Origin of the sequence: Pontibacter sp. 13R65 (genome assembly GCF_047525655.1) — a bacterium.
GTDB lineage: Bacteria > Bacteroidota > Bacteroidia > Cytophagales > Hymenobacteraceae > Pontibacter.
This window is the reverse complement of the sequence record NZ_JBLIQL010000025.1, coordinates 41,717-67,494: the sequence shown is the minus strand read 5'-3', so window position 1 is coordinate 67,494 and position 25,778 is coordinate 41,717. Positions and strand designations below refer to the sequence as shown.

The 25,778-nt window shown below is 43.1% G+C and carries 24 protein-coding genes and 2 tRNA genes; 15 read left to right on the top strand and 11 right to left on the bottom strand.

What is annotated here, in order from left to right; translation table 11 throughout:
* Positions 1-214: 214 nt before the first annotated feature.
* From ACMA1I_RS20530 to ACMA1I_RS20500, 7 genes are all read left to right on the top strand, one after another.
* Entirely contained in the window at positions 215-940 is a 726-nt protein-coding gene (locus ACMA1I_RS20530; protein ID WP_337070350.1) for a peptidase-C39 like family protein, read from the top strand.
* 3 nt (positions 941-943) lie between these two features.
* Positions 944-2,416 (top strand): RimK family protein, encoded by a 1,473-nt coding sequence (locus ACMA1I_RS20525; protein ID WP_337070349.1) that lies wholly within the window; start codon positions 944-946, stop codon positions 2,414-2,416.
* On the top strand, positions 2,409-3,683 hold the full coding sequence (locus ACMA1I_RS20520; protein WP_337070348.1) for a glutamate-cysteine ligase family protein: 1,275 nt from the start codon (positions 2,409-2,411) through the stop codon (positions 3,681-3,683). Before ACMA1I_RS20525 ends, ACMA1I_RS20520 begins: the two co-directional genes overlap by 8 nt.
* Positions 3,658-4,386 carry an N-formylglutamate amidohydrolase gene (locus tag ACMA1I_RS20515; RefSeq protein WP_337070347.1) on the top strand — a complete coding sequence of 243 codons (729 nt, stop codon included), beginning with the start codon at positions 3,658-3,660 and terminating at the stop codon, positions 4,384-4,386. The genes ACMA1I_RS20520 and ACMA1I_RS20515 overlap by 26 nt, the downstream gene beginning before the upstream one ends.
* Positions 4,387-4,958: 572 nt before the next feature.
* Positions 4,959-5,147 (top strand): YqaE/Pmp3 family membrane protein, encoded by a 189-nt coding sequence (locus ACMA1I_RS20510; RefSeq protein WP_414703956.1) that lies wholly within the window; start codon positions 4,959-4,961, stop codon positions 5,145-5,147.
* Between the two features lie 593 nt (positions 5,148-5,740).
* The gene (locus ACMA1I_RS20505) at positions 5,741-6,220 is read left to right on the top strand and encodes a hypothetical protein (protein ID WP_337070345.1); all 480 of its coding nucleotides are present in this window, start codon (positions 5,741-5,743) and stop codon (positions 6,218-6,220) included.
* 339 nt (positions 6,221-6,559) lie between these two features.
* A complete protein-coding gene (locus tag ACMA1I_RS20500) occupies positions 6,560-7,489 on the top strand; it encodes a J domain-containing protein (RefSeq protein WP_337070344.1) in 930 nt (309 codons plus the stop codon).
* 84 nt (positions 7,490-7,573) lie between these two features.
* Here ACMA1I_RS20500 and ACMA1I_RS20495 read toward each other — a convergent pair whose 3' ends face one another.
* A complete protein-coding gene (locus ACMA1I_RS20495) occupies positions 7,574-8,317 on the bottom strand; it encodes a pseudouridine synthase (protein ID WP_337070343.1) in 744 nt (247 codons plus the stop codon).
* Positions 8,318-8,449: 132 nt separating this feature from the next.
* On the opposite strand from ACMA1I_RS20495, the gene ACMA1I_RS20490 reads away from it, so the two are divergent.
* Positions 8,450-8,659 (top strand): hypothetical protein, encoded by a 210-nt coding sequence (locus ACMA1I_RS20490; RefSeq protein ID WP_337070342.1) that lies wholly within the window; start codon positions 8,450-8,452, stop codon positions 8,657-8,659.
* Here ACMA1I_RS20490 and ACMA1I_RS20485 read toward each other — a convergent pair whose 3' ends face one another.
* Positions 8,660-8,923, bottom strand: coding sequence for a hypothetical protein (locus tag ACMA1I_RS20485; protein WP_337070341.1), 264 nt, complete (start codon positions 8,921-8,923; stop codon positions 8,660-8,662).
* 388 nt (positions 8,924-9,311) lie between these two features.
* Here ACMA1I_RS20485 and ACMA1I_RS20480 point away from each other — a divergent pair, with 388 nt between their 5' ends.
* The 5 genes from ACMA1I_RS20480 (at position 9,312) to ACMA1I_RS20460 (ending at position 13,447) form a co-directional block, all read left to right on the top strand.
* The gene (locus tag ACMA1I_RS20480; RefSeq protein ID WP_337070340.1) at positions 9,312-9,614 is read left to right on the top strand and encodes an excinuclease ABC subunit C; all 303 of its coding nucleotides are present in this window, start codon (positions 9,312-9,314) and stop codon (positions 9,612-9,614) included.
* Positions 9,615-9,824: 210 nt separating this feature from the next.
* On the top strand, positions 9,825-10,814 hold the full coding sequence (locus ACMA1I_RS20475; RefSeq protein ID WP_337070339.1) for a cation diffusion facilitator family transporter: 990 nt from the start codon (positions 9,825-9,827) through the stop codon (positions 10,812-10,814).
* Between the two features lie 29 nt (positions 10,815-10,843).
* Complete coding sequence (gene msrA / locus ACMA1I_RS20470; protein ID WP_337070338.1) at positions 10,844-11,500, top strand: peptide-methionine (S)-S-oxide reductase MsrA; 657 nt, start codon at positions 10,844-10,846, stop codon at positions 11,498-11,500.
* 84 nt (positions 11,501-11,584) lie between these two features.
* A complete protein-coding gene (locus ACMA1I_RS20465) occupies positions 11,585-11,992 on the top strand; it encodes a phage holin family protein (protein ID WP_337070337.1) in 408 nt (135 codons plus the stop codon).
* Between the two features lie 312 nt (positions 11,993-12,304).
* Positions 12,305-13,447, top strand: coding sequence for a DEAD/DEAH box helicase (locus tag ACMA1I_RS20460; protein ID WP_337070336.1), 1,143 nt, complete (start codon positions 12,305-12,307; stop codon positions 13,445-13,447).
* A 697-nt stretch (positions 13,448-14,144) separates the two neighbouring features.
* On the opposite strand, the gene ACMA1I_RS20455 is transcribed toward ACMA1I_RS20460, so the two are convergent.
* Positions 14,145-14,510 carry an STAS domain-containing protein gene (locus ACMA1I_RS20455; RefSeq protein ID WP_337070335.1) on the bottom strand — a complete coding sequence of 122 codons (366 nt, stop codon included), beginning with the start codon at positions 14,508-14,510 and terminating at the stop codon, positions 14,145-14,147.
* A 544-nt stretch (positions 14,511-15,054) separates the two neighbouring features.
* Between ACMA1I_RS20455 and ACMA1I_RS20450 the strand changes: the two genes are divergently transcribed.
* Positions 15,055-15,327 carry a hypothetical protein gene (locus tag ACMA1I_RS20450; protein ID WP_337070334.1) on the top strand — a complete coding sequence of 91 codons (273 nt, stop codon included), beginning with the start codon at positions 15,055-15,057 and terminating at the stop codon, positions 15,325-15,327.
* A gap of 874 nt (positions 15,328-16,201) precedes the next feature.
* Here the strand turns inward: ACMA1I_RS20450 and ACMA1I_RS20445 are convergent.
* From ACMA1I_RS20445 to ACMA1I_RS20415, 7 genes are all read right to left on the bottom strand, one after another.
* Entirely contained in the window at positions 16,202-17,335 is a 1,134-nt protein-coding gene (locus tag ACMA1I_RS20445) for a tetratricopeptide repeat protein (protein WP_337070333.1), read from the bottom strand.
* Between the two features lie 71 nt (positions 17,336-17,406).
* The gene (gene gyrA, locus ACMA1I_RS20440; protein ID WP_337070351.1) at positions 17,407-19,992 is read right to left on the bottom strand and encodes a DNA gyrase subunit A; all 2,586 of its coding nucleotides are present in this window, start codon (positions 19,990-19,992) and stop codon (positions 17,407-17,409) included.
* Positions 19,993-20,074: 82 nt separating this feature from the next.
* On the bottom strand, positions 20,075-20,251 hold the full coding sequence (locus ACMA1I_RS20435; protein WP_337070332.1) for a hypothetical protein: 177 nt from the start codon (positions 20,249-20,251) through the stop codon (positions 20,075-20,077).
* Positions 20,252-20,451: 200 nt separating this feature from the next.
* Entirely contained in the window at positions 20,452-21,222 is a 771-nt protein-coding gene (locus tag ACMA1I_RS20430; protein ID WP_337070331.1) for an SDR family oxidoreductase, read from the bottom strand.
* 266 nt (positions 21,223-21,488) lie between these two features.
* Entirely contained in the window at positions 21,489-22,505 is a 1,017-nt protein-coding gene (locus ACMA1I_RS20425) for a metal-dependent hydrolase (RefSeq protein WP_337070330.1), read from the bottom strand.
* Between the two features lie 115 nt (positions 22,506-22,620).
* Positions 22,621-23,787, bottom strand: a complete 1,167-nt coding sequence (locus tag ACMA1I_RS20420; protein ID WP_337070329.1) for a hypothetical protein — start codon at positions 23,785-23,787, stop codon at positions 22,621-22,623.
* 258 nt (positions 23,788-24,045) lie between these two features.
* A tRNA-Thr gene (locus tag ACMA1I_RS20415) sits at positions 24,046-24,118 on the bottom strand.
* Between the two features lie 560 nt (positions 24,119-24,678).
* On the opposite strand from ACMA1I_RS20415, the gene ACMA1I_RS20410 reads away from it, so the two are divergent.
* Positions 24,679-25,452 (top strand): DUF5602 domain-containing protein, encoded by a 774-nt coding sequence (locus ACMA1I_RS20410; RefSeq protein WP_337070328.1) that lies wholly within the window; start codon positions 24,679-24,681, stop codon positions 25,450-25,452.
* A 158-nt stretch (positions 25,453-25,610) separates the two neighbouring features.
* On the opposite strand, the gene ACMA1I_RS20405 is transcribed toward ACMA1I_RS20410, so the two are convergent.
* Positions 25,611-25,683, bottom strand: a tRNA-Thr gene (locus tag ACMA1I_RS20405).
* Positions 25,684-25,778 lie beyond the last annotated feature (95 nt).

Below are 25,778 nucleotides of genomic sequence, written 5' to 3'. Positions count from 1 at the left end.
GAACAGGAAAGCGGTATAGAGAAGCCTCTACACCGCTTTACCGGATCCGATTGGCACTGGCAAATCTCCTCAATGAGTTTATCGCCTACTCCCGCTTAAAAAATTCGGGATGAGTCATGTCTTTATTTTTAAAAGTAATTTGATTTAAGAAAACTTCTCCTGCAGTCCGCGTATAAAGGGCACATTGTTCTAGTTTAAAAGCTAACAAGTCGCTGTGATCCCGATTAAAATACATACGCAACCAGACGACTCCACCTGCGGCCCCACCAGCCTGCATGCGGTTTATCGTTATTTCAACGATCCGATTCCACTCAACGAGGTTATCAGAGAAGTTCCTTATCTAGACGAAGGCGGAACGCTGGAAGTTTTGCTGGCCAGCCATGCCCTGAAACGGGGCTACCGCGCCCGCATCTACACCTACAACCTACACGTATTTGACCCAACCTGGTTTAAGCTGGAGAACGAAGAAATTATTCAGAAACTGGAGGAGCAGCTTTTGTTAAAAAAGCACAGCAATAAGTTTAAGCGGGCTACCAATGCCTACATAGAGTTTCTGGAGTTGGGAGGGGAACTACGATGTACCGACCTCACTAAGGGCTTGCTGCGGAAATATTTTGAACAGGGTGTGCCGCTGCTCACTGGCCTTAGCGCTACTTACCTGTACCAGAGCGCCAGAGAATTTACCGACAAGCTTGGCGATTCTGTCTACGACGATGTACAAGGATTCCCGATGGGCCATTTTGTAGTGCTCTGCGGGTTTGCCGAAGACCAAAAACACATTGTGGTAGCCGATCCGTACAAAGAAAATCCCTTTTTTAAAAATAACTATTACGAGGTGAATGTGTCGCGGCTCCTGAATTCAATTATGCTCGGCATGGCTACCTACGATGCCAATCTATTGGCTATTCAGCCAGCTTTATCAGATTCTCCTCAGGACTAAACCATGCGAAAGATAGTTGTGGTAGATTACCCCAAGGATTGGGGTGTCACGATAGAAGATGTAGAGGTGGTGGATGTACAGAAATACCTAACCGACACAACCTACACCGAAATAAAAAACGCGCGCATATTTAACCTCTGCCGCACTTACCGCTATCAATCGGCAGGTTATTATGTATCGTTATTGGCAGAGGCACGTGGTCATAAGCCCATCCCGAGTGTGACCACCATGCAAGACCTGAAGACCCAGACTATAGTGAGGGCCATTACGGTGGAGATAGAGGATCTGATAAAGAAAAGCCTGGGTTCGCTCCGGTCTCAGACCTTTACCCTTAGTATTTATTTCGGACAGAATGTGGCCAACAAATACGAAAAGCTTTGCAAGCAGCTGCACGACCTTTTTCAGGCCCCCTTGCTCAGAGCTCAATTTGTAAAAAAAGATGTGTGGGTGCTGCAGAGTGTATCGTCTATCCCCATAAATGAGGTGCCGGATCACCATTGGAAGTACTTGGAGGATTTTGCTAAATCGTATTTTGCCCGCCACCGCTTTTCTGGTGCGCGGCTTAACCGTAAGGTGTATGATCTGGCAATTTTAGTAGACCCTGACGAGAAAGAGCCGCCATCAGATAAAAAAGCCATCCAGCACTTCATGGACGCTGCCGAAAGCCTGGGGTTTTATGCAGAACTCATCACTAAAGATGATTACAGGAGGCTGGCTGAGTTCGATGCCTTGTTTATAAGAGAGACCACTTCCGTAAACCATCATACCTACAAATTTGCACGGAAAGCCTACGCCGATGGATTGGTGGTGATAGACGATCCGGTATCTATTTTGCGGTGCACCAACAAAGTGTATCTGGCTGAATTACTGGCAAAAGCAAAAGTGCCTACTCCAAAAACCATTATCATTCACAAAGAGAACCGCGATCAGGTGGTGAAGGAACTGGGGCTGCCTTGTGTTCTTAAAACGCCCGACAGCTCTTTTTCGCAGGGTGTAGTTAAAGCCAAAGACGCAGATAGCCTGGCGGAGGAGCTAAGTAACATGTTGGCAGATTCGGAGCTGATTATAGGGCAGGAATATATACCCACTGATTATGATTGGCGTATAGGTATTCTCGATAAACAACCCTTGTATGCCTGTAAATATTATATGGCCAAAGGCCATTGGCAGATCTACAACTGGCAAGGTAAAAAGCGACAGGATACAGCAGGAGCTGTAGAGACAGTACCGTTTGAACAAGTTCCCTTTGTGGTCATGCACACAGCTTTGAAAGCTGCTAACCTGATAGGTGATGGATTATATGGTGTAGATGTAAAAGAAATAAATGGAAAAGCCTACATCATTGAGGTGAATGATAACCCCAGCATAGATTCGGGCTATGAGGATCAGATACTGAAAAAAGATTTATATCTCTCCATATTAAAGTCCATCAAAAAGCGTATCGATAACCATAAAAATTTTAGGGCAGATGCATAGCAGGAAAAAGGTGCTGCACTTGTTTGAAGGGTTTGGCATTGAGTTGGAGTACATGATCGTGGATAAGAGTTCACTGCGCGTGCTCCCTATTGCCGACAAACTCATTTATGACGAAGTAGGGGCCTATGTTTCAGATGTTGAATTTGGGTCCATTGCCTGGTCTAATGAGCTGGTGCAGCATGTCATAGAACTTAAAACACAGTTTCCTGCTAATTCGCTGGTTGGACTTTGTGAGCAGTTTCAGGAGCATGTGCAGAAGATCAACCACATGCTTGCTAAGTATAATGCCATGCTGCTACCAACTGGCGCGCATCCTTTAATGAACCCTTTTACTGAAACAGTGCTTTGGCAGCATGAATACAGTTCAGTATACGAAGCTTACAACCGGATATTCGACTGCAGGGGCCATGGCTGGTCGAACCTCCAGAGCACCCATATTAATTTGCCTTTTGCTAACGATGAGGAATTTGCAAAACTGCATGCAGCTATTCGGCTCTTGTTGCCGCTCATTCCAGCGCTAAGTGCTTCCTCTCCGATAATGGAAGGAAAATTAACAGGCTTGCAGGACACTCGTATTGAAGTGTACCGGCATAATCAGCAAAAGATTCCCTCAATTGCTGGCAAGATCATTCCTGAGCCTGTTTACTCGCGGCAGCAGTACGAAGAGCTAATATTAAATCCAATTTATGCCGATGTTGCCCCATACGATGAGGAGGGGGTATTGCGGGAAGAGTTTGTAAACTCCCGCGGCGCCATTGCCCGTTTTACCCGGAACGCCATTGAAATACGCTTGATAGATATTCAGGAATGTCCTCTGGCAGATCTTGCCATAGCGCAAGCCATCACAGGCGTACTGCAGGCATTAGTTGCATCAAGATGGCAACCCGTAGAATTGATAAAAGATTATGATACACAACTGTTGGCTGATTTGCTGTTGCAGATCATTCATACAGGACAGGAGACCCTGATTCAGGATCAGCAGTTATTAGCCTGCTTTGGTCTTGAAACTGCCAAGCCCTGCACAGCAGGCGAACTCTGGAAATATGTAGTGGCCGAAACAGGTGCTTTAGATAAGCAGCCTGAGTTGCTTGCTGCCCTACAAATAATCCTGACTCAGGGAAATCTGGCAAAACGCATTGCAGATAGTTTGGGTGAAGCGCCCACGCAGGAAGCAATACAACACGTTTACCAGAAACTGGCCACCTGTCTTAACCTTGGACAACTATATAACCTGAATGCTTATGCCAAAAATTTTACTCACTTGTGAGCACGGTGGTAATTACATACTGCCAGCATTTCAATGTTACTTTAAAGGAAAGGAGAACCTGCTAGTATCGCATGAAGGATATGACATAGGAGCGCTCGAATTATTCGAGACTATGCAACTAGCAGCAGATGTAAGCTTTTATGCCAAAGACAGCCGCCTGCTGGTGGAACTTAACCGGTCCAGGCACCACCCGAAGCTTTTCTCCCACATTACACAGTCTTTGAGCGAGGAAGAAAAAAACTATTTGCTTAAAACGGTTTATTACCCGTACCGCGAAAAGGTGGAGCAAATGGTGCAGGACTTGATACACGCCGGCCGAAAGGTGATTCATGTGTCGGTGCATACTTTTACGCCGGAGCTTCATGGGAAAATAAGGAAAACAGATATCGGGCTGCTCTACGATCCTAAGCGCAGGACGGAGCAGGAAATTTGCAAATCCTGGAAAGCCTCTCTCAAGCAAGTGTCGCCACCGCTCACTGTGCGGTACAATTATCCATACTTGGGCATTTCAGACGGCTTTACATCGTATCTTCGCCGCAAATTCACAGACGAACAGTACGCAGGAATAGAACTGGAAGTAAACCAAAAGTTCCCCCTGGGTAACAAAGGCACCTGGGAAAAACTGAAATCAATTTTAAAAAATACACTAATAGAGGCTACCAAACCCATTATGACTGACGCAGATCTGGATATCCATTCGTGAAAAAGCGGCTTCTAAGGCAGGAAACTAAAACAAAATATAGGAAATTAAAGTATTGCTATATTGATTCTGATGAATGGCATCGGGATGCTTAACTAATTTAATTTTTTTCTTATTTTTCACCACTTAATCTTGTAACTATGAAAATTAAAAGTGTACTACACCTCGTAATGGTAATGGTAGTAGGGCAGTTACTCTTTGCTTGTAACTCTGTTAAGTATTATGAATTTGCTGGGCATAAACAAGCTCCTTATATGCAACCAGCTAAGCAAAAAGTAGCTCCGGCCACCGAAGAAATGGTTTCGCTGTCTGAAGTTGCACTGGCTGCTGCTGAGGAGAAAGCTTCTGCCGATGCGTTAGCAGTTACTGAACCTGTGCTGGAAGCTAGTGCAGCCGTTGCTCCGGTAGCACCAACTAAAAAAGTGGCTCCTATCACCATTGCTCCAGCTGTAACAGAGGAGGTAACCGCTGAAAACACATTAACTGAAGCGGAAGCAATGGCCATGGCAAAAGAGCGAATTGCCTCCATGACTAAAGCTGAAAAGAAAGAGCTGAAAAAAGAGTTCCGCGAAACAATGCGTCAGAACGGCGGCAGTGGTGTTTCTACTGTTGTAAAAGTAATTATTGCCATCTTTTTGCCACCACTGGCTGTGTTCCTGCACGATGGCCTAGGCTCATCTTTCTGGATTAATATCCTGCTCACCCTGCTGTTCTTCGTTCCAGGTGTAATACATGCACTCTTAGTTGTAACAGATACCATCTAATAAGTAAAGGGCTTTATTAGGAAGAGCGCCAGCATAAGCTGGCGCTCTTTTTTTTCTCTTATTCAAATCTCAGACTTAGAGATTATCTTCCAGAAATTAGAATTTTAAGACTGCCATTCAGTACTTTAATCACAACAAATTAACATGCTACACACAGCTTGGCCTCCTTCCTTTTCCTTAAGGTAAAAACCACCTTATTCCCACGCTAGTAATACTGCCTAGCTATCCTCCACAATAGAACATGCTTTTCCATTACTCGTCTTTTCAGGGTTCTAACTATTTCCTTCCTTCATCTACAAACCTTATCATGGTTCATTTCATTCTTGTTAGAAAGGTAGCAATAAGAGTAACGCGATAATTACAATTCGAGAAAACTGCTTACCGAATGAATGCCTTGGCATGATATTTTCTATTTTACTAACGAACAATACTTAGATAATTGTTTTTCCTAGAGCTGAGGAATTAATTTACTATTTGTTTAGTTGAATTCTTTATTAATTTTATTTTTACATTTAAATATCATTTTACCGGTTTGCTCGTAGTAGTTCTTATTAAGATAAAATTTATAATAACCTGAAAAAGAAATAATTGATATGAAATATACATACTGGAATCTGGCCAAATACGAAAGCGAAGTAGAAATAATTATGGATTTTTATAAAAATTCATATGACAGAGAGCCTTCGAAATCTGAAATTGTGGATTTTAATATTCAGCAAAGTATCCTAAACATAAAAAAACGCAGCGATGATAACTGCTTTATTAAGGTACCATACAGGTTGAATAATAGATCTAAAAATAGTGATAAAAATGCAGTTATTTACGGCGACTCACTGGAGCTAGATAGAGTAGTAGTTATTGATGGAATGAATGATAACACGAAAGAATTTATTTACGTGTACAACATTTACGATTTTGTAAATGATGAGCTTGATCCAGTAGACGGCCACTATGAACTTACTTCAAACAAACTATTTGTGTTTGTTCGGGATGTTGAGGTAAATAATGAGATTAAATCCGTGGTTGTTAATGTTATATATGAGCGTTCTAGCATGGTTAGCTACGCAGTATAAAACAAGTCAATAAATGTAGAGGGAACATACTTGACTACAGTTACTTAATCTAGCCTTGATGTGCTCCCACTTTTGCTTTCCTACAAACTGGCACAAATTTTTTTCTTTTAAACTGTTTCGTTTCGGGATATATGTTCCATTTTCTGGAAATTAGTTTTTCTGTGTCTATATTGAAGAGTAAATTTTACTCGTAAATAAGTTTTGTTTACGAAAAAAATGCGTTACTTTCTTTTCATCAAAACGTATTACAACCAGCCTCTTTTCACCTCTATTTGATTTTTCTGGTGGTGGGGTAATAGGTATTGCTTTAAAGAAATAATTCATTTAGCGCCACTTGGTATGGAGTACAGGGACTATTATAAAATACTGGGTGTAGAGAAAACTGCTTCTCAGGCAGACATAAAAAAGAAATACCGCTCGTTAGCTAAGCAATTTCACCCAGATAAAAACAAAGACAATAAAGAAGCTGAAAACCGCTTTAAAGAAATATCCGAAGCCTACGAAGTGCTAGGCGATGAGTCAAAAAGAAAGAAGTACGACCAGTTGGGTGCCAACTGGAAGCAGTATGAGCAAAGTGCCGGAGGAGCAGGTAGAGGGCAGCACTATAGCGGACAACCTGGAGGAGGCTTTGGCGGCTTTACCGGTCAAGATGCTTCTGACGTTTTTGGCGGTGGGTTTTCAGACTTTTTTGAACAGTTTTTTGGAGGAGGACATAGTGGCTTTGGCCGCTCCAAAAGCCAGAAAGGCCAAAATTATGAAGGCGAAATGCTTATTACGCTTTCGGAAGCTTATACAGGTACTTCCAGGTTAATAACCTTAGAAAATCAGCAGCTTCGCATTACAACTAAGCCTGGAGTAGCAGATGGACAGGTACTTAAAATAAAGGGAAAAGGCGGGCCTGCTGTAGGAGGGGGAACACCTGGGGATCTTTTCCTGCAAGTGAAAGTTGAGCCGGACCCTAACTTCGAAAGAAAAGAAAACGACTTGTATACAACTCTTCCTATTGATATGTTTACAGCCATTCTAGGAGGCGAAGCACAGGTGAAAACTCTAAGTGGACAGATAAGACTCACCATTCCTGCCGGAACCCAAAACGGAAAAACGCTTCGTCTGCGCGGGAAAGGTATGCCTGTGTACAATAAACCAGAGCAGTTTGGTGATCTGTATGTAAACATTGGCGTTACATTACCTAGTAACCTTACCACAGAAGAAAAACAACAACTAGAAAAGCTTAGGTCAATGATCATGGCCAGATCAGCGAAGGTGTAGATTGCCTAATCCAATTTTTATAATGAATTTACCCTTCTGGAGCCTTTTAGGCTTATTTTTAACGGAGGGTGGTAAGGCTTTTCTTTAGCCAAAAGGTATAGGCTGAGGCAAATAAAGCTGCTCTTCCAGCACCTGCTGCCAGCCGAACTGCCGGCAGAGCCTTATCATGTTGGCTGGCATCTGCGCCTGCAGAATTACTTCTTTTTCTAGGAAAGGGTGCCAAAACTGAAGTTCAGCAGCGTGCAGCAGCAAGTATGGGCTCTTCAATTCTTCCAGAAACATGAGGTTTTGTCTCCAGTCGCCATGCCGTTTATCGCCGATAATATAATGCCGGATATGGGCAAAATGTTTCCTGATTTGGTGCATACGGCCCGTTTCCGGTTTTACCTGCACCAGGCTAAAGCGGGAGGTGCTGTATCGGCCTACCGGTATAGGCAGTTCTACGGTAGCCAGGCGGCTATAATGGGTTACCGCATCTTGCGGTGCTTTATGTTTATGATCTTTATCAGGCTTTATCGGATTGTCTATTGTCTCAGCCTCTGCGGTGTATCCGCGAACAATAGCCAGGTAAGTTTTATTTGTTTGCTGTTCCTCAAATGCTTTTACTACGGGCGCTGCAGCTTCAGGGCTTTTAGAAAAAAGCAAGACACCCGATGTCCCTCTATCGAGGCGGTGAAGCGGGTACAGCCTGTAGCCCAACTGGTCCCGGAGCAATTGCAAAGCAAATTCCTTTTTTTCTTCCGCAATGCGAGTGCGGTGCACTAGTAGCCCGTTTGGTTTGTTAATGGCTACATAGTGCTCGTCTTCATAAATCAACTCTAATTCCAAATTGCCTGCCTTTATTTAGCTGCAAAGATGGCCGTTCAGGACCGGAAGCGCAAGGAATTAAACTTATCTGCAGCTATTTTTAGCAGATGCTTCGTATATTCACAGCTCCACTTATTTTAGAAATAACATTAAATGGCGCTTTCACTTGATAACCTGCGGATTGGGAAGAAGTATAGTTTAAAAAACTACGGGGAGGTATTTGACTTTCAGGTTATAGCTATGCCGGAGGAGAATGTGTACCAGGTAAAAGATCTGCACACGCTCGATAAATACCTGCTGGAGGACCTTCTGAAGTACGGCAAGGGCAAAGATTTTGACTTGCAGGAATATGGCTCGCTGTAATTAAGTAGATTTTGTTACTTTTCCCTTTAGGTCCCAGTGACTTTTCAGTATCTCCTGGCTTCCCGGTTTCCTTACAATTTTACGGGTGTACCGCTCCCCGGTAATGGCCCCATCTTCTTTTCGTTTGCCTATAAACAACGTTACGGGCTCCCCCAGCTCATTAGTTAAAAAAGTCAGGTCTTTTCCGTTGTAGCTATCATCTATGCGTGCGTCAGGGGCATATTTTTTATTCAGCTTCGTAACAAGTTTTTCATTCAGGGCCATTGCTGCTGTTTTTTAAATTGACTTTACTGTTGCTCTTTACCAAACTAAAAAAGGAGTAGGCCAACGTACCAAAAGTATGTTTTCGCCTCCGGAAGCCTTAATTCATTAGAATAATTTGCCACAGTTCTTGCTAAGAGAGTTTGTAACTTACATTGAAAGTACGATGCTGGCTGTGCAGAGTTAAGTAGATATTTTTTTGTGTAATTACATTATAAAACGTTTTTATAGAAAAAAAGAATTTAAAAACAAGACATTGGCTGCTCAACCTTCAGTAGGCTTCTACGTCTATTAAGCAACTTTTGGAAAACAAAGAGCCCCAGAAGCCTGAACCATAAGTTTTTACAATTTAGCAGGCCCTTCCTGCGTTTTATCTGAAACAGAATTAACCATGACCCTAGAAGACACCCATTACTTTGTTTGTATATATGGCGATCAGCAACGTTCCCAAGTTCAAATTGGAGTAGCTGATGACCCTGTGCAACTCGAGCAGCAGACTGTTCCAACTGCACCCCATTCGATTTCCAATCCTGCCGAAACTTCTCTTAATCTGGTGTATTATGAGCATTACAATTTAGAGGCAGTAGCTATGGAGCGCGAACGGCAGTTAAAGGAGAATCCGCAGGACATGACCATCAGCCTGATCGATTCTATGAACCCCAATTGGTTAGACCTTAGTGATACCTTGTCTTAATCTTAGCCGGAAATATAAAGGCCTGATTATTAGAATAGCAGTTTATTATTTGATGGTAGCATACGGCAGGCCTGGTTTTTATGCCTGCCGCTTTATCCTTATTCTGTATCTTTGCCCTTAATTTGGCTCAGTAGGTGCCGGCATTTGTCTTCAGCTTAGTCAGGGGACAGGTCATGCGGAGCTGAGCTACATATTTTTTAAAAGAATAGCATGTTCAAAGGGCTGAGTGAAAGTATCCGGTTTCAGATGCTGGTGGTAACGGTGGGAGGGGTATTGCTGGTTACTAAGTTTGTTGCCTTTTTCCTTACCAATTCCAATGCCATACTCACCGATGCGTTAGAGTCCATTATTAATGTAGTGGCAGGACTTTTCTCGCTTTACAGCCTGGTTATATCGGCTCGACCTAAAGACGAGAACCACCCGTATGGGCACGGTAAAATAGAATTTATAGCATCTTCTGTAGAAGGCTCCTTAATTATGGTGGCCGGTGGTTTCATCATTGCGAAGTCAGTTGTTAACCTTTTTCAGCCGGTAGCGCTGCAGCAACTGGATTATGGCATGCTGCTAATTACCGGGTCGGGTATAGTGAATTATGCCACCGGGTATTTAGCCGAGCAAAAAGGGCGCAATAGCAATTCGGTCGTATTAGTGGCAGGCGGGAGGCATCTTAAAACAGACGCTTATTCCACAGCTGGCATTCTAGTAGGGCTGCTGCTGATTTACCTTACAAAACAAATGTGGCTCGATAGTGTAGTCGCAATCCTTTTTGGCGGTTTTATCTGTTATACGGGTCTCAAAATTACACGCTCCTCTGTGGCAGGCATTATGGATGAAGCCGACTACGAGCTTTTAAAGCGAATAGTAGAAGTGCTCAATGCTAACCGCCGCAATAATTGGATAGACATTCACAACCTACGGGTTATTAAATACGGTGCTAAATTGCATATAGACTGCCATTTAACGGTTCCGTGGTACCTGACAGTATTAGAGGCGCATGATGAGGTCGACGCGTTGTCTAAACTTGTACGCGAAAACATTGATCCTGGTATCGAGTTATTCATACATACCGACCCCTGTGTGGAACTGTCGTGCACAGTCTGCGAGAAACATAATTGCACCTCGCGTCGCGTGGATTTCAGGCAGCGTGTGGAATGGGAGTTTGATAAAGTTATTGCCGACAAAAAACACGGTCTGCAATAAATAGTTAAGTTATTTACGGTACTGTTTTTATGAAAATGTTCCCTCTGTTTGCCTTCGTCTTTAGCCTCCTTACAAGCTGTACAGAGGCTGGCACCGAAACACATGTACAAGAAGTCTCTGTGCAATCAGTTCAGGATATGCCAGTGGACACAGCAAACTTAAAAATAGCCACGTTTGCCGGTGGTTGCTTCTGGTGCACAGAAGGTTATTTTGAGCAACTTAAGGGCATAAAGCATGTTGTTTCTGGTTATACTGGAGGAACTACACCCAACCCCACCTATGAGCAGGTAAGCAAAGGCAATTCTGGTTATGCCGAGGCCGTACAGATATTCTATGACCCAAAGGTGCTTACATATCAGGAGTTGTTGGAAGTCTTTTTTGCCACCCACGATCCTACCTCACTAAACCGCCAAGGACCCGATGTTGGAGAGCAGTACAGATCGGCTGTTTTTTACCACAATTCTGAGCAAAAGCAGCAGACAGAGCGTTATATAAACCAGCTTAACTTAAAAGGAACCTACTCTCGTAAGATTGTAACGCAGGTGGAGCCCTTTACGACCTTTTATCTAGCAGAAGATTACCACCAGGATTTTTACAAGCGCAATCCAGATAATCCCTATATCAGGTCGGTGATGCAGCCTAAAATGAAAAAACTGGAGAAAAATTTCCAGGAGAAGCTAAAGTAGAAGAGAGGGGCTTTTCAATAGGTGTAAATATCCATTTAGCAAAAGTATGCGTAGTTAGTGGCAACAATTAAACTAACTAAAACTATGGATTTTATTGTAAACCTACTTGTAAGCGCCGGTGTGATTCTGCTACTGGCCTATTTATTGCCCAGCGTGCACGTTAAAAGTTTTCTAACGGCACTGTGGGTGGCTTTCCTGATTGGCTTGTTCAATGCTACACTTGGCTGGATTATAGGTGGCATCCTGAACCTGGTTACCTTCTTTTTGCTTAATGCCCTGGTAAGCCTGCTGGTAACCGCCCTCATGATTAAACTGGTAGATAAGCTGGTTAAAAATTTTAAAGTGGATGGTTTTTTACCAGCCTTAATCATTGCCTTAGTAACGGCCATTGCTCTTGCTTTAGTAGGCTACATGAGAGGCAGCGGCGATGTAAATGAGAGAGCTTTTCTGCAGCAGCCACAACAGACAGAACTTCTCGTGGCACAGCGATAACAAAAATTCAACTTCTTCTAAACCAGATAGCCTGAACGAAGCACGTACAGGCTTTTTGGTTTTCTGTGGCAGCATGCTGTTTATTTTTAATTTAATGAGTCTAAAAATGCATTTTAATTAGCAGAATTTCTCAGCTTAACAAATAAGAAATAGAGCAACTAGAAGTAAAAGAAAACCTGGTGCTTGATGCTTTCTCACATGCACTTTTACTAAGACGCTAAAAGCGCAATACCACCACTACGTCTGATTGAGGTAACAGAAGAGACATACATCATTTTAATGCTTACCTTTGTGGTTCATCTTTTATAACTTATGTCATTCGCATCACTTGGCCTTTCAGCGCCACTTATACAAGCCATAGAAGCTCACCAGTACACGCAGCCATCGCCGATACAGGAAAGTGCCATACCTGCTGTGCTGGCAGGGAAAGACTTGCTGGGCGTTGCCCAAACAGGTTCAGGAAAAACAGCAGCCTTTGTGTTGCCCATGCTGCAGCTACTACAATCTAAAAAAGCTGCCAAAGGCCGGGCTGTGAAAATGCTGGTGCTGGTGCCAACCCGCGAACTGGCCATGCAGATACAGGATGTATTGCGCGGCTTTGGTTCCAGACTCCCGAGGCAAGTGCGGTCATTGGCGGTTTATGGTGGAGTGTCGATTAATCCGCAGATGATGCGCCTGAATGGCACCGATGTGCTGGTGGCAACACCTGGCAGGCTCCTCGATCTTATTGAACATAATGCAGTGCAGCTATCGGATGTGGAGATGCTGGTGCTCGATGAGGCCGACAAGATGCTTAACCTGGGCTTTCAGGAAGAAATGAACAGGATATTTGGGTTGCTACCGAGACTGCGTCAAACGCTTTTATTTTCAGCCACCGTGAGTGGGGAAGTAGAGGCCTTGGTAGCCAACCAGCTGAAGGAGCCGGTTACAGTGCGCATAGAGGAAGAAACCTCTGTACCTGAATTAATTAACCAAGTGGCTTATGCCGTAGAGGCAGCCCGAAAAGGCCCATTTTTGCGTTACCTGCTAAAACAAGAAGACATGCAGCAGGTGCTTGTGTTTGCTTCTTCTATCAGAACAGCTGATAATGTGGTAGGCAAATTAATTAAGCACGGTATTCAGGCAGCGGCATTACACGGTGATAAGAGCCAGGGAGCCAGAAACGATGCCCTGATTAAATTTAAAGCAGGAAAATTAAGGGTGTTGGTTGCAACGGACCTTGCTTCGAGAGGCATAGACATTAAATTTCTGCCCCACGTTATAAATTACGAACTGCCACGTTCACCAAAAGATTATGTGCATCGAATAGGCAGAACCGGGCGAGCGGCTGCACCAGGTAAGGCTATAACTTTTGTTGCCCCGGAAGATGCCCACCATTTCAAAATAATTCAGAAAAAGATGGGAAAGCAGGTAGAAATAATAGCGACCGACACTATCGATCTGCACGGGTTATAATAATAGGTTGCTGGAAGAGAAATGGCAGGAGTTTATATAGCTGATTTTACATCAGTATAAATCCTTAAAGAGTTGTAAAGCTGTATTTTAATTGTATTAGTACCTGATTACATTGCTAAGTCCAGCTATTGCGCGGTAGTGTTCGTATTTTAAGTCAACAGGAAACAAAGTCACTCTAACTGCGAAGGGTTTGTTTAATATGTGGCAATAGTTATGTATTTTTTTAGTGGTTTTAGTGGTTTCTGCTTCTCAGTACAAGCCATCATAGTATAAGCCCTACCCGATTGGGTGTTGAAGGTAGTGGACTTAACTGTTTTGGTTTATAAGGGAATCTAAAATTTGCTCTGCAAGGGCAAGGTTTAGATTCCCTTTTTTATTCTCCTCTTTACCGAAAATAAGCCGCGTAACCGAGCTGATCGCTAACGCAGCTCAAACAGCTGACCAACTAATTTCACCTCATTGTGTTAAGTCTCCCTCAAATCAAGAACAGGCGTTTGTCCTCCGGAAGGGCATTTTCATTAGAATAATTGCAGGTAAGGGTACTACAGGGCCTGTTGCAGGGCAGTGGGCTAAGGCGCAGATAGGGACGGAGTATGGGTAAAGGAGCAAAAAAAGATGATGCGAATTTAAATGCATCCTTTAGTAGGTTCTTAAGCAGTAGAAAAACGCAATAGAAATAAAAAAAATTGTACTTTATTTAGATATATGCTGGAATTTTTTCTTTCACCAAATCAAGTGCTTCATCCAAGTTTTCTTTGATGGTCATCACCTTCTCAAGACCTAAAATTTCGAGCACGTTTTTAACTTTTGGTTGTAGCCCGTGCAGTAGAAGCAAGATTCCTTTTTGCATGCACACATGGTAAATCGAAAGCAGAACACCAATACCTGCTGAAGATACATAAGACAATTCCTGGCAATCAATCAAAATAGCATGCACTCCTGATATATCCAGACGCTGGAACCCGTAGTCGGCTTTTAAACAAGTTCTAGCGTCGAGTTCTCCTTCAATATTGATAAGAAGAACATTACCCATTTCTGTATATGTTATATCAAATGTTTTCATGGCTCTAAAGGTTTAGGTTATGTCTTGTACAATTCATTTGGTCAGTTTCTTTTGTTTCACTACAATCCAATGTACTAGGTGGGGCAGTGGTCGCAGAGTAATCTGTATCAACCATTTAAGCTAAAGGCTCTAAACAAATATAGCTAAAATTATGAATTATAGGAACGATTTTGTACTGTATTTAATGACTTAAATACTGATTTTCCATACAAATAATGATTTATTAATATAATTTTAATAATAAAATATATAACCTTAATTTAAAGCCTTTATATAGCCTTAAAATAGAAATGATGTAAATATATAAGGCAAAAGCAGGAGGGAGGGCCAGCTTGAGTTAAGGATGGAAATAAGGAGTAAGGGCCAAAAAGATAGGATAATTAGGAATTAAATAATCTTCATTAATGGCCTGTAGGTCAGGTTTTAAGGGGGTAACCTTGTTCTTCTGAATCAAAAATAAATTAAAAAAAATAATTTTTGTAAACATTAGCGCTCCCTAATACGTTTTCATAGGAAATTGTATAATTAAAATCTAAATAAAATTATGGAAGCAAAAGATTTGAAGAATAAAGCAGACAACTTTAATCCTGAGCATAAAGAAGGACCTGTAGCATCTGCTATTGAAAAGTATACATCTAAGTTACCATCTGATTTGTTCTTATGGGCAGCGCTGGGATCCATGGCGGTTTCTGCTACTCTTAAAATCATGAAGAAAGATGAAGAAGCTTTGTTTGTAGGGCAATGGCCAGCACCTTTTCTGCTGTTAGGGCTTTACAACAAGATTGTAAAAGAAGCAGGATTCGAGAACGACAAGTAATTCTGTTTCGTAAAATAAAACAAAAGAGGGAGCGGCAACGCTCCCTCTTTTGTTTTATCGTTTATAGTGTTTTAATCAAGAACCCTTTACAAAAAATTCGAATAAAGTACTCCGGAAGGCCGCTTTCATTAGCAGAATTTCCTTCTCTAGCCTTAAACAATCCTTCTCTGCCTCTGTACCATCAGTCAACTAAATAGCTGTAGTGACATTAATATCAACTAAACAAAATAAAAAGTTTCTGGTTGGGTAAAGCTAAGCAGATGTGCAAAGGCAACATCAGGTATTTAGAAGACGACGAGCAAAAATTGTTATTGTTATTCGCTGTATTTCCGATTGCTGTCAACTTAGTTGTTTTCAGTTCATTTTTAGATACCGATACAACATAAATAGGAGCGTCAAACTCAAATCATTGTCACTGTTCAATACAAAAATGGAGACTACTCTATTTAACATAAAGTATATTATATGTGACACTTATTTGATTCGATTTAATCGTAAATTATAAGTCTTATAATTTATATTATGTTAAATAGAGTTTGTGATAACCTGTGTATCTACCTATTTATTTGGTTGCTGTACTCCTAATTGATTTCAACTATAAAACAGATGTTCTTTAGTTGGTGCTTCTGCTCTTCCGATCTATTCGCCTGCTTCGCAGTAATATAAAAGCCTCCTGACCATTTTTGATGATGTACTGCTCTCTTACTATATTCCTGACTATTCATTTAGCCTTTCTTCCCTATATCTTTCTTAGTCACTAGAAACTCCGTTTATAGCTTCTTCCTGCTTTAAAGGATGTAATCTTGTTTTCCAAAAAAAAAGAGACTGCCCCTTTCGAAGCAGTCTCTTTTTTTATAGTTAATTTTAACTAAAACTAGTTACCAAGCATTTTGCTCATGCGCTCAGCATCTGCTTTGCGGTTCAGTCGGGTGTAAACGCGGAACAGGTTCTGCATAGTGCTTACATCGTCTGGCTGTGCTTTATGGGCAGACTCAAAATAAGGCAGAGATGCTTCGAAATGCTTCTTTGCTTGAGCCTCCAACGATTTTCCTTGTTTTTGGTAAGCAGCATAATCCAGTTTAGCAGCTTTGTTTACAAACTCGCTGGCTTTGTTATACTCCATAACTCCCAGGTTATAGTAAGCATCAAAGTTATTCGGATCTAGTTCTACTGCCTTTTTGTAATTTTTAGCGGCACCTTCCAGGTCCTTCTTGCGCTCCTGCACGTTGCCAAGCACAGCGTAAAGGCTGGCATTGTTAGGATCTGCGGCAATAGCTTTCTCCAGCTTTTCAGTAGCTTCGTCGCCTTTACCGGCAGCCAGGAAGTACTTTAATTCTTCCTGCATCAGGTACACGCTGTTAGGATTTGCAGCAAGACCTTCAGCAAGCGCTTTCAGAATATCTTCTTCTTTAGCCTCCGTTGCCTGCATCAGCTGAATTTTTGCCTTGTACACAGCCTCTGTTTTATGACCTATTGCTAAAAGCTGGTCGTAATATTTAATGGCTGATTTGTAATCTTCTTTACCAGTAGCGGCGTAGGCAGAATACATTAAAGAAGTAGTATCTGTAGGGTTGATTTTAGAAGCCATTTCGTACTTGGTAATTGCTTCATCCCACTTCTGCTCGTTATGGAAAGCCACCGCCTGATTTAGCACCTGGCCATACAGCAGGTCCAAACGCTCAGGCACTTGTTTGGTGTACTCTCCGTTGTTGCCTTCTAATTGCTTTACCTTGTTAAAGGCTTCCAGCACCAGGTTTGTCGTTTCGTCGCTTACTTGTTTGCTATAGATCGGGCTAGACATCATATCCTGGTAAATAACTCCACGATAGAACCAGGCTTTCGGGCTTTCGCTGGTTTTCTTATGCACAATCGCTTTGTCTATGTCAGCCTGTGCTTTGTCCAGAAGTCCGTTTTTATGATTCAGTACAGCACTGTTTACGGCTGAATTTTGAGCTGTAGCAACCTGTAAACTTGCGGCTGCTAACACTGTCAAAAGTACCTTTTTCATACTTAATAGATTAGTTTGTGTTTGATTGAGGAAATGCTTCTTAATTAAATAAAATTCCCTGTAATTATAAATTATACTTCTTCTGTAGGTTCTATGGCATCAGAGTTATCTGTCGAATTTTCCTCCGGGTCATTTACCGGATCAATCATGTCTTCAGGCTGAAGCGAATCTTCTGGCTTAAGTTCTGATTCCAGGAGCACGATTTCCTCCTCATTTTCCATCTCTACTTTTGCTACCGAAGAAATTCTGTCGCCCTCATTAAGCTTGATAAGGCGAACACCCTGCGTGGCACGGCCAATTACTCGGATATCGGCGACGCGCAACCTTATAGTGATACCTGAACGGTTGATAATCATTAAGTCGTCACCGTCTACTACTCCCTTAATGGCTACCAACTTCCCGGTTTTTTCGGTTACGTTCAGCGTTTTTACACCTTTTCCACCACGGTTCGTAATGCGGTATTCATCTAGTTTCGAGCGTTTTCCGAATCCGCTTTCAGAAACAACCAGTAATTCAGTCAATTCATTCTCTACACAAACCATACCAACCACTTTGTCGTCTGGTCCGGCCAGTGTTACGCCACGCACACCAGCAGCGTTACGTCCCATTAGCCTTACCTGGCTTTCGTTAAAGCGAATGGCTCTACCGGAACCAAGTGCTATTACTACCTCACTGTTACCAGTGGTCAGTTGCACATCCAGCAGCCTGTCGCCATCATTGATAGTGATAGCGTTGATACCATTTGTCCTTGGGCGGGAATAAGCTTCGAGAATTGTCTTTTTGATAGTGCCCTGTTCGGTACAGAAAATCAGGTTGTGGTTAAGAACAAAATCCTGATTTTTAAGATCATGTACATTGATTACGGCACGTACTTTATCTTCTTTCTCTATGTTTATGATATTCTGGATAGCGCGGCCTTTGGTTGTTTTGCCTCCTTCCGGAATTTCATACACTTTCAGCCAGAATACCTTACCAAATTCTGTGAAGAACAGCATATGGTGGTGTGTGCTGGCAATAAACAAGTGTTCGGTAAAATCACTTTCCTTGGAAGCAGCCACTCCCCTGGAACCAATACCACCCCGGCTCTGGCTACGGTACTCATTCAGTGAAGTTCTTTTGATATAGCCTTCGTGGGAGATTGTGATGACCATGTTCTCTTCGGGAATCATGTCCTCGTAAGAAAGATCTCCCATAGAAGCTTCTATGGTGGTACGGCGTGCGTCTCCATAGCGGTCCCTGATGTCAATCAGTTCATCTTTGATGATCTGCATCCGCAGGCCTTCATCGTTCAGGATGGCTGTCAGATAATCAATCAGTTTCATGATTTCTTCATACTCCTGCACAATTTTGTCGCGCTCCAGGCCAGTCAGGCGTTGCAGACGCATGTCCAGAATAGCCCTTGCCTGCAGTTCTGACAAGTTAAAACGCTCCATTAACCCATTACGAGCTATTTCAGGGTCGCGCGAAGAACGAATCAGGGTGATTACTTCATCTAGATTATCTAAGGCAATTAACAAGCCTTCCAGAATGTGGGCACGTTTCTTTGCCTCATCCAGTTCGTACTGAGTTCTGCGGATAACAACCTCGTGGCGGTGCTCTACAAAATATTTGATCAGGTCTTTCAGGTTCAGCGTCATGGGGCGACCTCCTACGAGGGCCACATTGTTTACACCGAAAGAAGACTGCAGTTGCGTGTATTTGTAGAGGTTGTTAAGTACAACATTGGGTATAGCATCTCGCTTCAGATCATATACTACACGCAAACCGTCACGGTCCGACTCATCCCGAAGGTCTGAAATGCCTTCGATTTTCTTTTCATTAATGAGCGCAGCCGTTTTCTCGATCATGGAAGCCTTGTTTACCATGTACGGAATCTCCGTCACAATTATCTGCTCCTTGCCTGTAGCTGTTGTTTCGAAAATTGCTTTTCCGCGCATCAACACTCTACCACGACCGGTTTCGAAAGCTGCTTTTACACCATCGTAACCATAAATAATTCCACCAGTTGGGAAATCAGGCGCCGTGATGAAGTTCATGAGCTCCGCGATGGTAATATCGCGATTGTCGATGTAGGCCATAATCCCGTTCACCACCTCTGTAAGGTTGTGTGGGGCCATGTTAGTGGCCATACCAACAGCAATACCAGATGTTCCGTTAACCAGCAGGTTAGGAAACTTAGCCGGCATCACCGATGGCTCCTTCAGGGAATCGTCGAAGTTTGGTACAAAATCGACTGTGTTCTTATCCAGGTCGTTCAGGAGCTCATCTGCAATTCGCTTCAGGCGTGCTTCTGTATAACGCATGGCCGCAGGAGAGTCACCATCTATAGAGCCGTAGTTTCCCTGCCCGTCAACGAGCGGGTACCGCAGCGACCATTCCTGGGCCATCCGCACCATGGTTTCGTACACGGAAGAGTCGCCGTGCGGGTGGTATTTACCCAACACCTCTCCTACTATCCTGGCAGATTTTTTATAGGATTTGTTATAAGATACCCCCAGTTCAGACATGCCGTACAACACACGGCGGTGCACCGGCTTTAGTCCGTCTCTGACATCGGGTAAGGCTCTGGAAATGATAACAGACATTGAATAGTCGATGTATGCTCCACGCATCTCATCTTCAATGTTTATCGGTATAATTCGTTCGCCTTCGATCATGCTCAACGTCTAAAATATTAAAGTAAATGGATTAAATTTAGCAAATGCAATTTATGCAAAAAAGCCTATATTACGTACACGCTTATTTTTTATTCTTCGCTTTATTGTTAGGCGCATCGGCTTTTTTCTTCTCCCCTTTCATTTTAGGAAGCTTCTCCCCCATCTTAGGGTTCTGTTTTTTATAAAAAGGCTGGCCTCTGAATTGATGCTCTCCGTGCGGGTGAACCATACGTACCTGGCAGGAAGAAATTGGACACATAGGCTTGCACGAAATAGTGAAAATGGCTGCTAAAAATGCGCAGCAAAAAAATAACAAGCGGGGTGAAATCATCTAGTAAAAAGTTGAATAAAAACGTCAGGAATTTTACCAGCCGCTTTCTTGCATAACGCTACAAAAGTAAACATTTTGACGCAAATTACCCACTTTTTGCGGCCTTAGTTTTATGGTTTTGGTTCTGTTTAGAGTGGGTGAAAGCCGTTTATGGTAAAGCCGCCATCTACTGCCAGGCACTGCCCCGTAATATAAGCCGCAGCAGGCATGCACAGAAAGGCTACAGCTGCCGCTACATCTTCCGGCTTCCCGATTTTCTGCAGTGGTGTTCTGCTGATCACTGCATCATAAAAAGTAGGATTTTGCAGTACTGTCTGGGCCAGCGGAGTGCTGATGTACCAGGGAGCCACGGCATTTACCCGTATACCTGCCGGAGCCCATTCTGCCGCAAGATTGCGGGTTAGCTGTACCATAGCAGCTTTGGTCATGCCATACACTGCGCCTGTACGCACATGCGTAAGGCCGGCTACGGAAGTAACTTGTATTATACTGCCCTGTTCTGCCGCCTGCAGGAATGGATAAAAACGTCTGCTTAGCTCAAAAGCAGAACGCAGGTTTGTGTTCAGAATGTAATCATACTCTTCGGTGCTGTAGTCGGTGGTGGGCTTGCGTATGTTCGTGCCCACATTGTTAACCAATATGTCCAATTCTCCCCAAAGCTCCTGTACGTGCTGCACGAGTAAATCTCTGCCTGACTCTGTGCTGACATCAGCTGCCTGAATAAAAAGATTTTCAGGATGGGTTTGTTGCAGAGCAACCAGATCTGCTTCTTTTCGCGCTACTGCAAGTACTTGTGCACCCAAATCCAAAAATTCCTGCACTATGGCCGCTCCAATTCCTTTGGTTCCGCCGGTTACTATGGCTTTTTTGCCGAGTAATGTCCACCTGGTCTGTTTCATTGTTTGATCAATAGATTTAGTTTATTCAGGTACTTAGGAAACTGCTCATTATCTAACGAATTATTCTAATGAAAATGGCCTTCAAGAGGCTTTTTAACAAATAAAAGATTAAGATCAGTAGATACAAGGTTTTAAGAATCAGTTTTAAACAACAAATTAATCAGTAATCAATTTTGCCTCTGAACATGCAGAAATTAAGAATTAAAAGAAATTCTCCTAATGAAATTTCCCTTCCGGAGACTTTTTAAAGGATTGAAGGCTTAGGGCTACTTCTCCCCCATGACCCGGCTGGCAAACGAGCTCAGGTAAGCTTTATCGACCTTAGGTCGGTAATTTTGTTCTTTGAACTGAAGCTTTTTATTCTCGTCGAACCACAGCAAGTATTTAAACACATACTCTCCTCCGCCCGTGCGCCAGCCGTCGAACTGCCCGAAACGAAGATCGTTAATCGCAACGCCTTCCGTTGTTTTTTCAAGGGTATAATATCCTTTTGTTATGTCTAGCAGGCGGTCCAGCTTTGGGTTTCCCAGGTAAGGCTGGAGTAATGCTTCCTGCCGCGGCTCAAAGGCAAACTGCACCTCCTTGTCCGGGTCTAGCAACGAGTAAAAGCCTGTATAGAAACCGTCTTCTCCGGCGGCCGTTACCGTCCAGAGCAACGTGTTGAGCGGGGTTGGCTTGCTGATGTAAGAGTCGTATTGGATGCCTTGCTTCGCCATGGACTGCTCAAATACCTGGTTCGCGTATCCTTTGGCTATAAAAGAAAAAAGGATATAAGCTGAGCTTATTGCCAAGCCTAAGTAATTTAGTTTTTGCCTGGTAGGGCTGGAACGGCTGTAGAAGGCCGCCGCCGCCACTAAAACCAGGAACGGCACGGTGTAAAACGGGTCCACAACAAAGATATTGTAAAAGGCAACGCCATAGTTGCTGAACGGCCAGAACAACTGGGTGCCCCAGGTGGTAAAGCTGTCGAGAATGGCATGTGTGGTGAAGCCCAGGAAAAAAAGAAGGGTCCAGTCGCGGAAGGTGGCCGACTGGTGTTTGTAGAGCCGGCGCAGCAGCCAGCCGAACACGGGCGACAATAAGAAAGCAAAAAGAAAGGAATGGGTAAAGGAGCGATGGAAGCTTAGCTGTTCTACCGTGTCGAGCCACGGGTTGGCCAAAACATCCAAGTCTGGAATAGTGCCGGCCACAGCGCCCCAAAACAAGGCCTTGTTTCCTATTTTGTGGCCACAAACAGCTTCGCCTACTGAAGCTCCTAAAACAATCTGCGTAAGTGAATCCATAAGGTAAGAAAAAGCCTTTACAGACTCGGACGTTGTGCAAGGTCTGTAAAGGCTGCTTGTGCCATGGTTAGGCCCGTTTCTGCAACATCAGCAAAGGCCTAACCATAAGGTTGATTTAATGAATCAGTTTCATGCGCTTAAATTCTTTCGTTCTGTCGAAAAGGTAGCGGTAAGTATGATACGTTTTATACACGCGTCCGCCGCATTGCACGGCCACGTTCATCATCTTTGGGTTGAAGTCTCCTATCCAGTTCATTTCCATTACCTGGTACGGGATAGAAGGATTATTTTGTACGACTTTAGAAGCTGCTACAACCATGGCTGTTTCAACGCCTTTCCGCTGATGCTCCGGAGAAACGCCGAACACTACACCAAACATGGCTTTACAGGCCCCGCGCCAGCGGTGGAAGGCAAATTTAACTTTACCCCACAGGTCTAGCTTGCCATTTACGTACTTAAACAGCTGGTTCAGTTCCGGCAGCATAATCATAAAACTAACTGGCTCCCCTTTGTAGTAGCCAAACCATACAATTCGTTCATCCAGCACTGGCTTCATCTGGTTCATGGCACCTAGGGCTTGTGCTTCTGTCATGCCTTTTACACCTTCGTGCTTGGTCCAGGCTTTGTTGTAAACAGTCCTGAAATCTTCTGCATATTTCTTGAGCTCGCTTTTGTTCATGTGCCTGAAACTGTAGTCAGGGTTAGCAAGAATTTGCTGCGCTTTGCGGTAAATGCCTTCCTCCAGCTTCTCTTCTACCACTCGGTAGTACACATACTGTTTAAAAAATACCTGAAAGCCATAGTTTTCTATGAGCTGCTGGTAGTACGGGAAATTGTAGTTCATGCCATACGTTGGCGGGTTGAATCCATCTACCTGCATGCCCCACCACTTGTCGCGGTCACCGAAGTTTATAGGGCCGTCCATGGCTTCCATGCCTCTTGCCTGTAACCAGTCGCGGCAGGCGTCGAAGAGCATATTAGCAGCTTTTTGGTTGTTTATACAATCAAAAAAGCCCATGCCTCCAGTGGGCTGCTCGTAGGTGTTTGCTGTTCTTTTGTTTATAAAAGCAGCAATTCGGCCAATGTACTTCCCTTGCTCGTCCTTTAGTAGCCACCTAATTGCCTCACTGTTCCGAAGCAATTTATTTTTCTTCGGATCAAAAACATTGTTGATGTCCTTATCCAAAGGGCGAATGTAATGAGGGTCGTTTTTGTAGAGTTGCACCTGTACCATCAGGAAATCCTGGGCCAGTTTTGGAGTCGTAACTTCTATTAATTGCATAGCAAGACTAAGTATGAATAAGTCAAAATAAAGGATAAAAGCTGATAAGTAAAAGAATTGACGCTTCTGGTGCAAAAATCAGCGACAGAAAATGGCAAGGGCAGTATACGCGCAACTTCTAAATGGCTTCTGAGGAGATAGGTAAAACAGCAAAAAGCAGCAGTGCGGTTCGGAACCAGGCCGAAAAACAGGATGAGTCGATCTAAAATGCAACAAAAAAGCCTTCAGAGAAATCTGAAGGCTTTTTTGTTGGAGGAGAGCCCCCAGTCGGAATCGAACCAACGACCTACTGATTACAAGTCAGTTGCTCTACCAGCTGAGCTATGGAGGCTTACTCTTTTTGTGTGCTCTAGCGTTCTAAAGCGATGCAAAGGTAGAAATTGATTTTTAAAATGCAAATACCTTCTGCCGAAAATATATAGTTTTTTAGAATATTTCTTTAGCGAAACCTTCCTAAACTCAAAAAAGGCTTAGCAGCCAGAGCGTTAGGAGAACGTTCACGCCATGTATTTTAAGCTGCTTTTATTGTTGAAAAAAATATAAGGACAGCACTTTTAGTTTTTTGGCTAAGTTATAAAACAATAATTACTTTAAATATTGATAAAATTAAAAATTGTGATTATCTTCCATATATAAAACTTAACGAGTACCATCGGTCTGGCTATACTCCCTTTATACAGACCTGCGCTTCTGCTGCTTGCTGTTTCTAAACAGTTTAGCTAATCTGTAGTACCCTCTCTAGCGCTCTAGTTCACTTTCTTCCAAAATTCTATTGCTCCTTTCTTGTTACTCATAAGCACCCCTTCCTTGCTGCTGCCTTATTTCATGGCCTCACTTTCTAGTGCATTTCTATGCTGTACTTTTTGAAATTCAATACTAAACTCCAACCAAATGATATACCGAATAACTAGAAAATTTATTGCATTGGCTCTGTTGGCTCCTTTCATGTTTATAATTGGGTGTAAGGACGATGATGATGATGCGAATGTTGCCGGCACATTTTATGGACCTGAAGTATCTGTTGGGCAAGGAAACGCTAAAGCATGGGTAACTACGGACGGTGCAGGTACTCCAACAGCCGTGGGAGTTACTCTTTCAGAAGCTGCCGTTAATGCCTCCAACCTGGGTAATGCTATGCGTATGTACATGCTGCATTTGCCAAGCCAAGCCAATAAAACCCTTTATGACCACGTCATGCTCGACTGGAACCCACAGGGGCATGAACCTGCAGGTTTATACGATCAGCCACACTTCGACCTGCATTTTTACATGGTGCCGGAAGCTACGGTTTCTGCCATCCAAGGCAGCATGGGCATGGATGTGGAGCCGGATGCGCAATATGTGCCTGAAAATTACATCCTGACACCTGGCATTGTGCCGGGAATGGGCGCCCATTGGATAAATGTAACAGACCAGAACAACTCACCTGGTAACTTTGCCAAAAATTTTATTTATGGTTCTTATAATGGCAAATTTATTTTCCATGAGCCTATGTTCACCCTCGATTACCTGAGTACTTTACCAGCAAAGGGCTCAGAAACCATGAGCATTCCTCAGCCTGCCGCCTACCAGCAGTCTGGCCTTTATCCCCAAAAATACCGCTTCAGTTACAACAGTAGCTCCAAAGAGTATTCTATTATCCTGGAAGATTTTATTCAGAAATGAGTTGTTGGTGTGATAGCCACCTATTTTTAACCCTAAGGCGAAAAAGCATGAAAACAGCTCTGGAAGACCATTTTCATTAGAATAATTCTGAAATTAGCGCAGAACGTGGCCAACAAAAAAGCCTTCAGATTTCTCTGAAGGCTTTTTTGTTGGAGGAGAGCCCCCAGTCGGAATCGAACCAACGACCTACTGATTACAAGTCAGTTGCTCTACCAGCTGAGCTATGGAGGCTTTACTCTTTTTGTGTGCTCTAGCGTTCTAAAGCGATGCAAAGGTAGGTGCTCCTTTTAAATTTGCAAACTACAAGCAACACTTTTTCTGCTTAG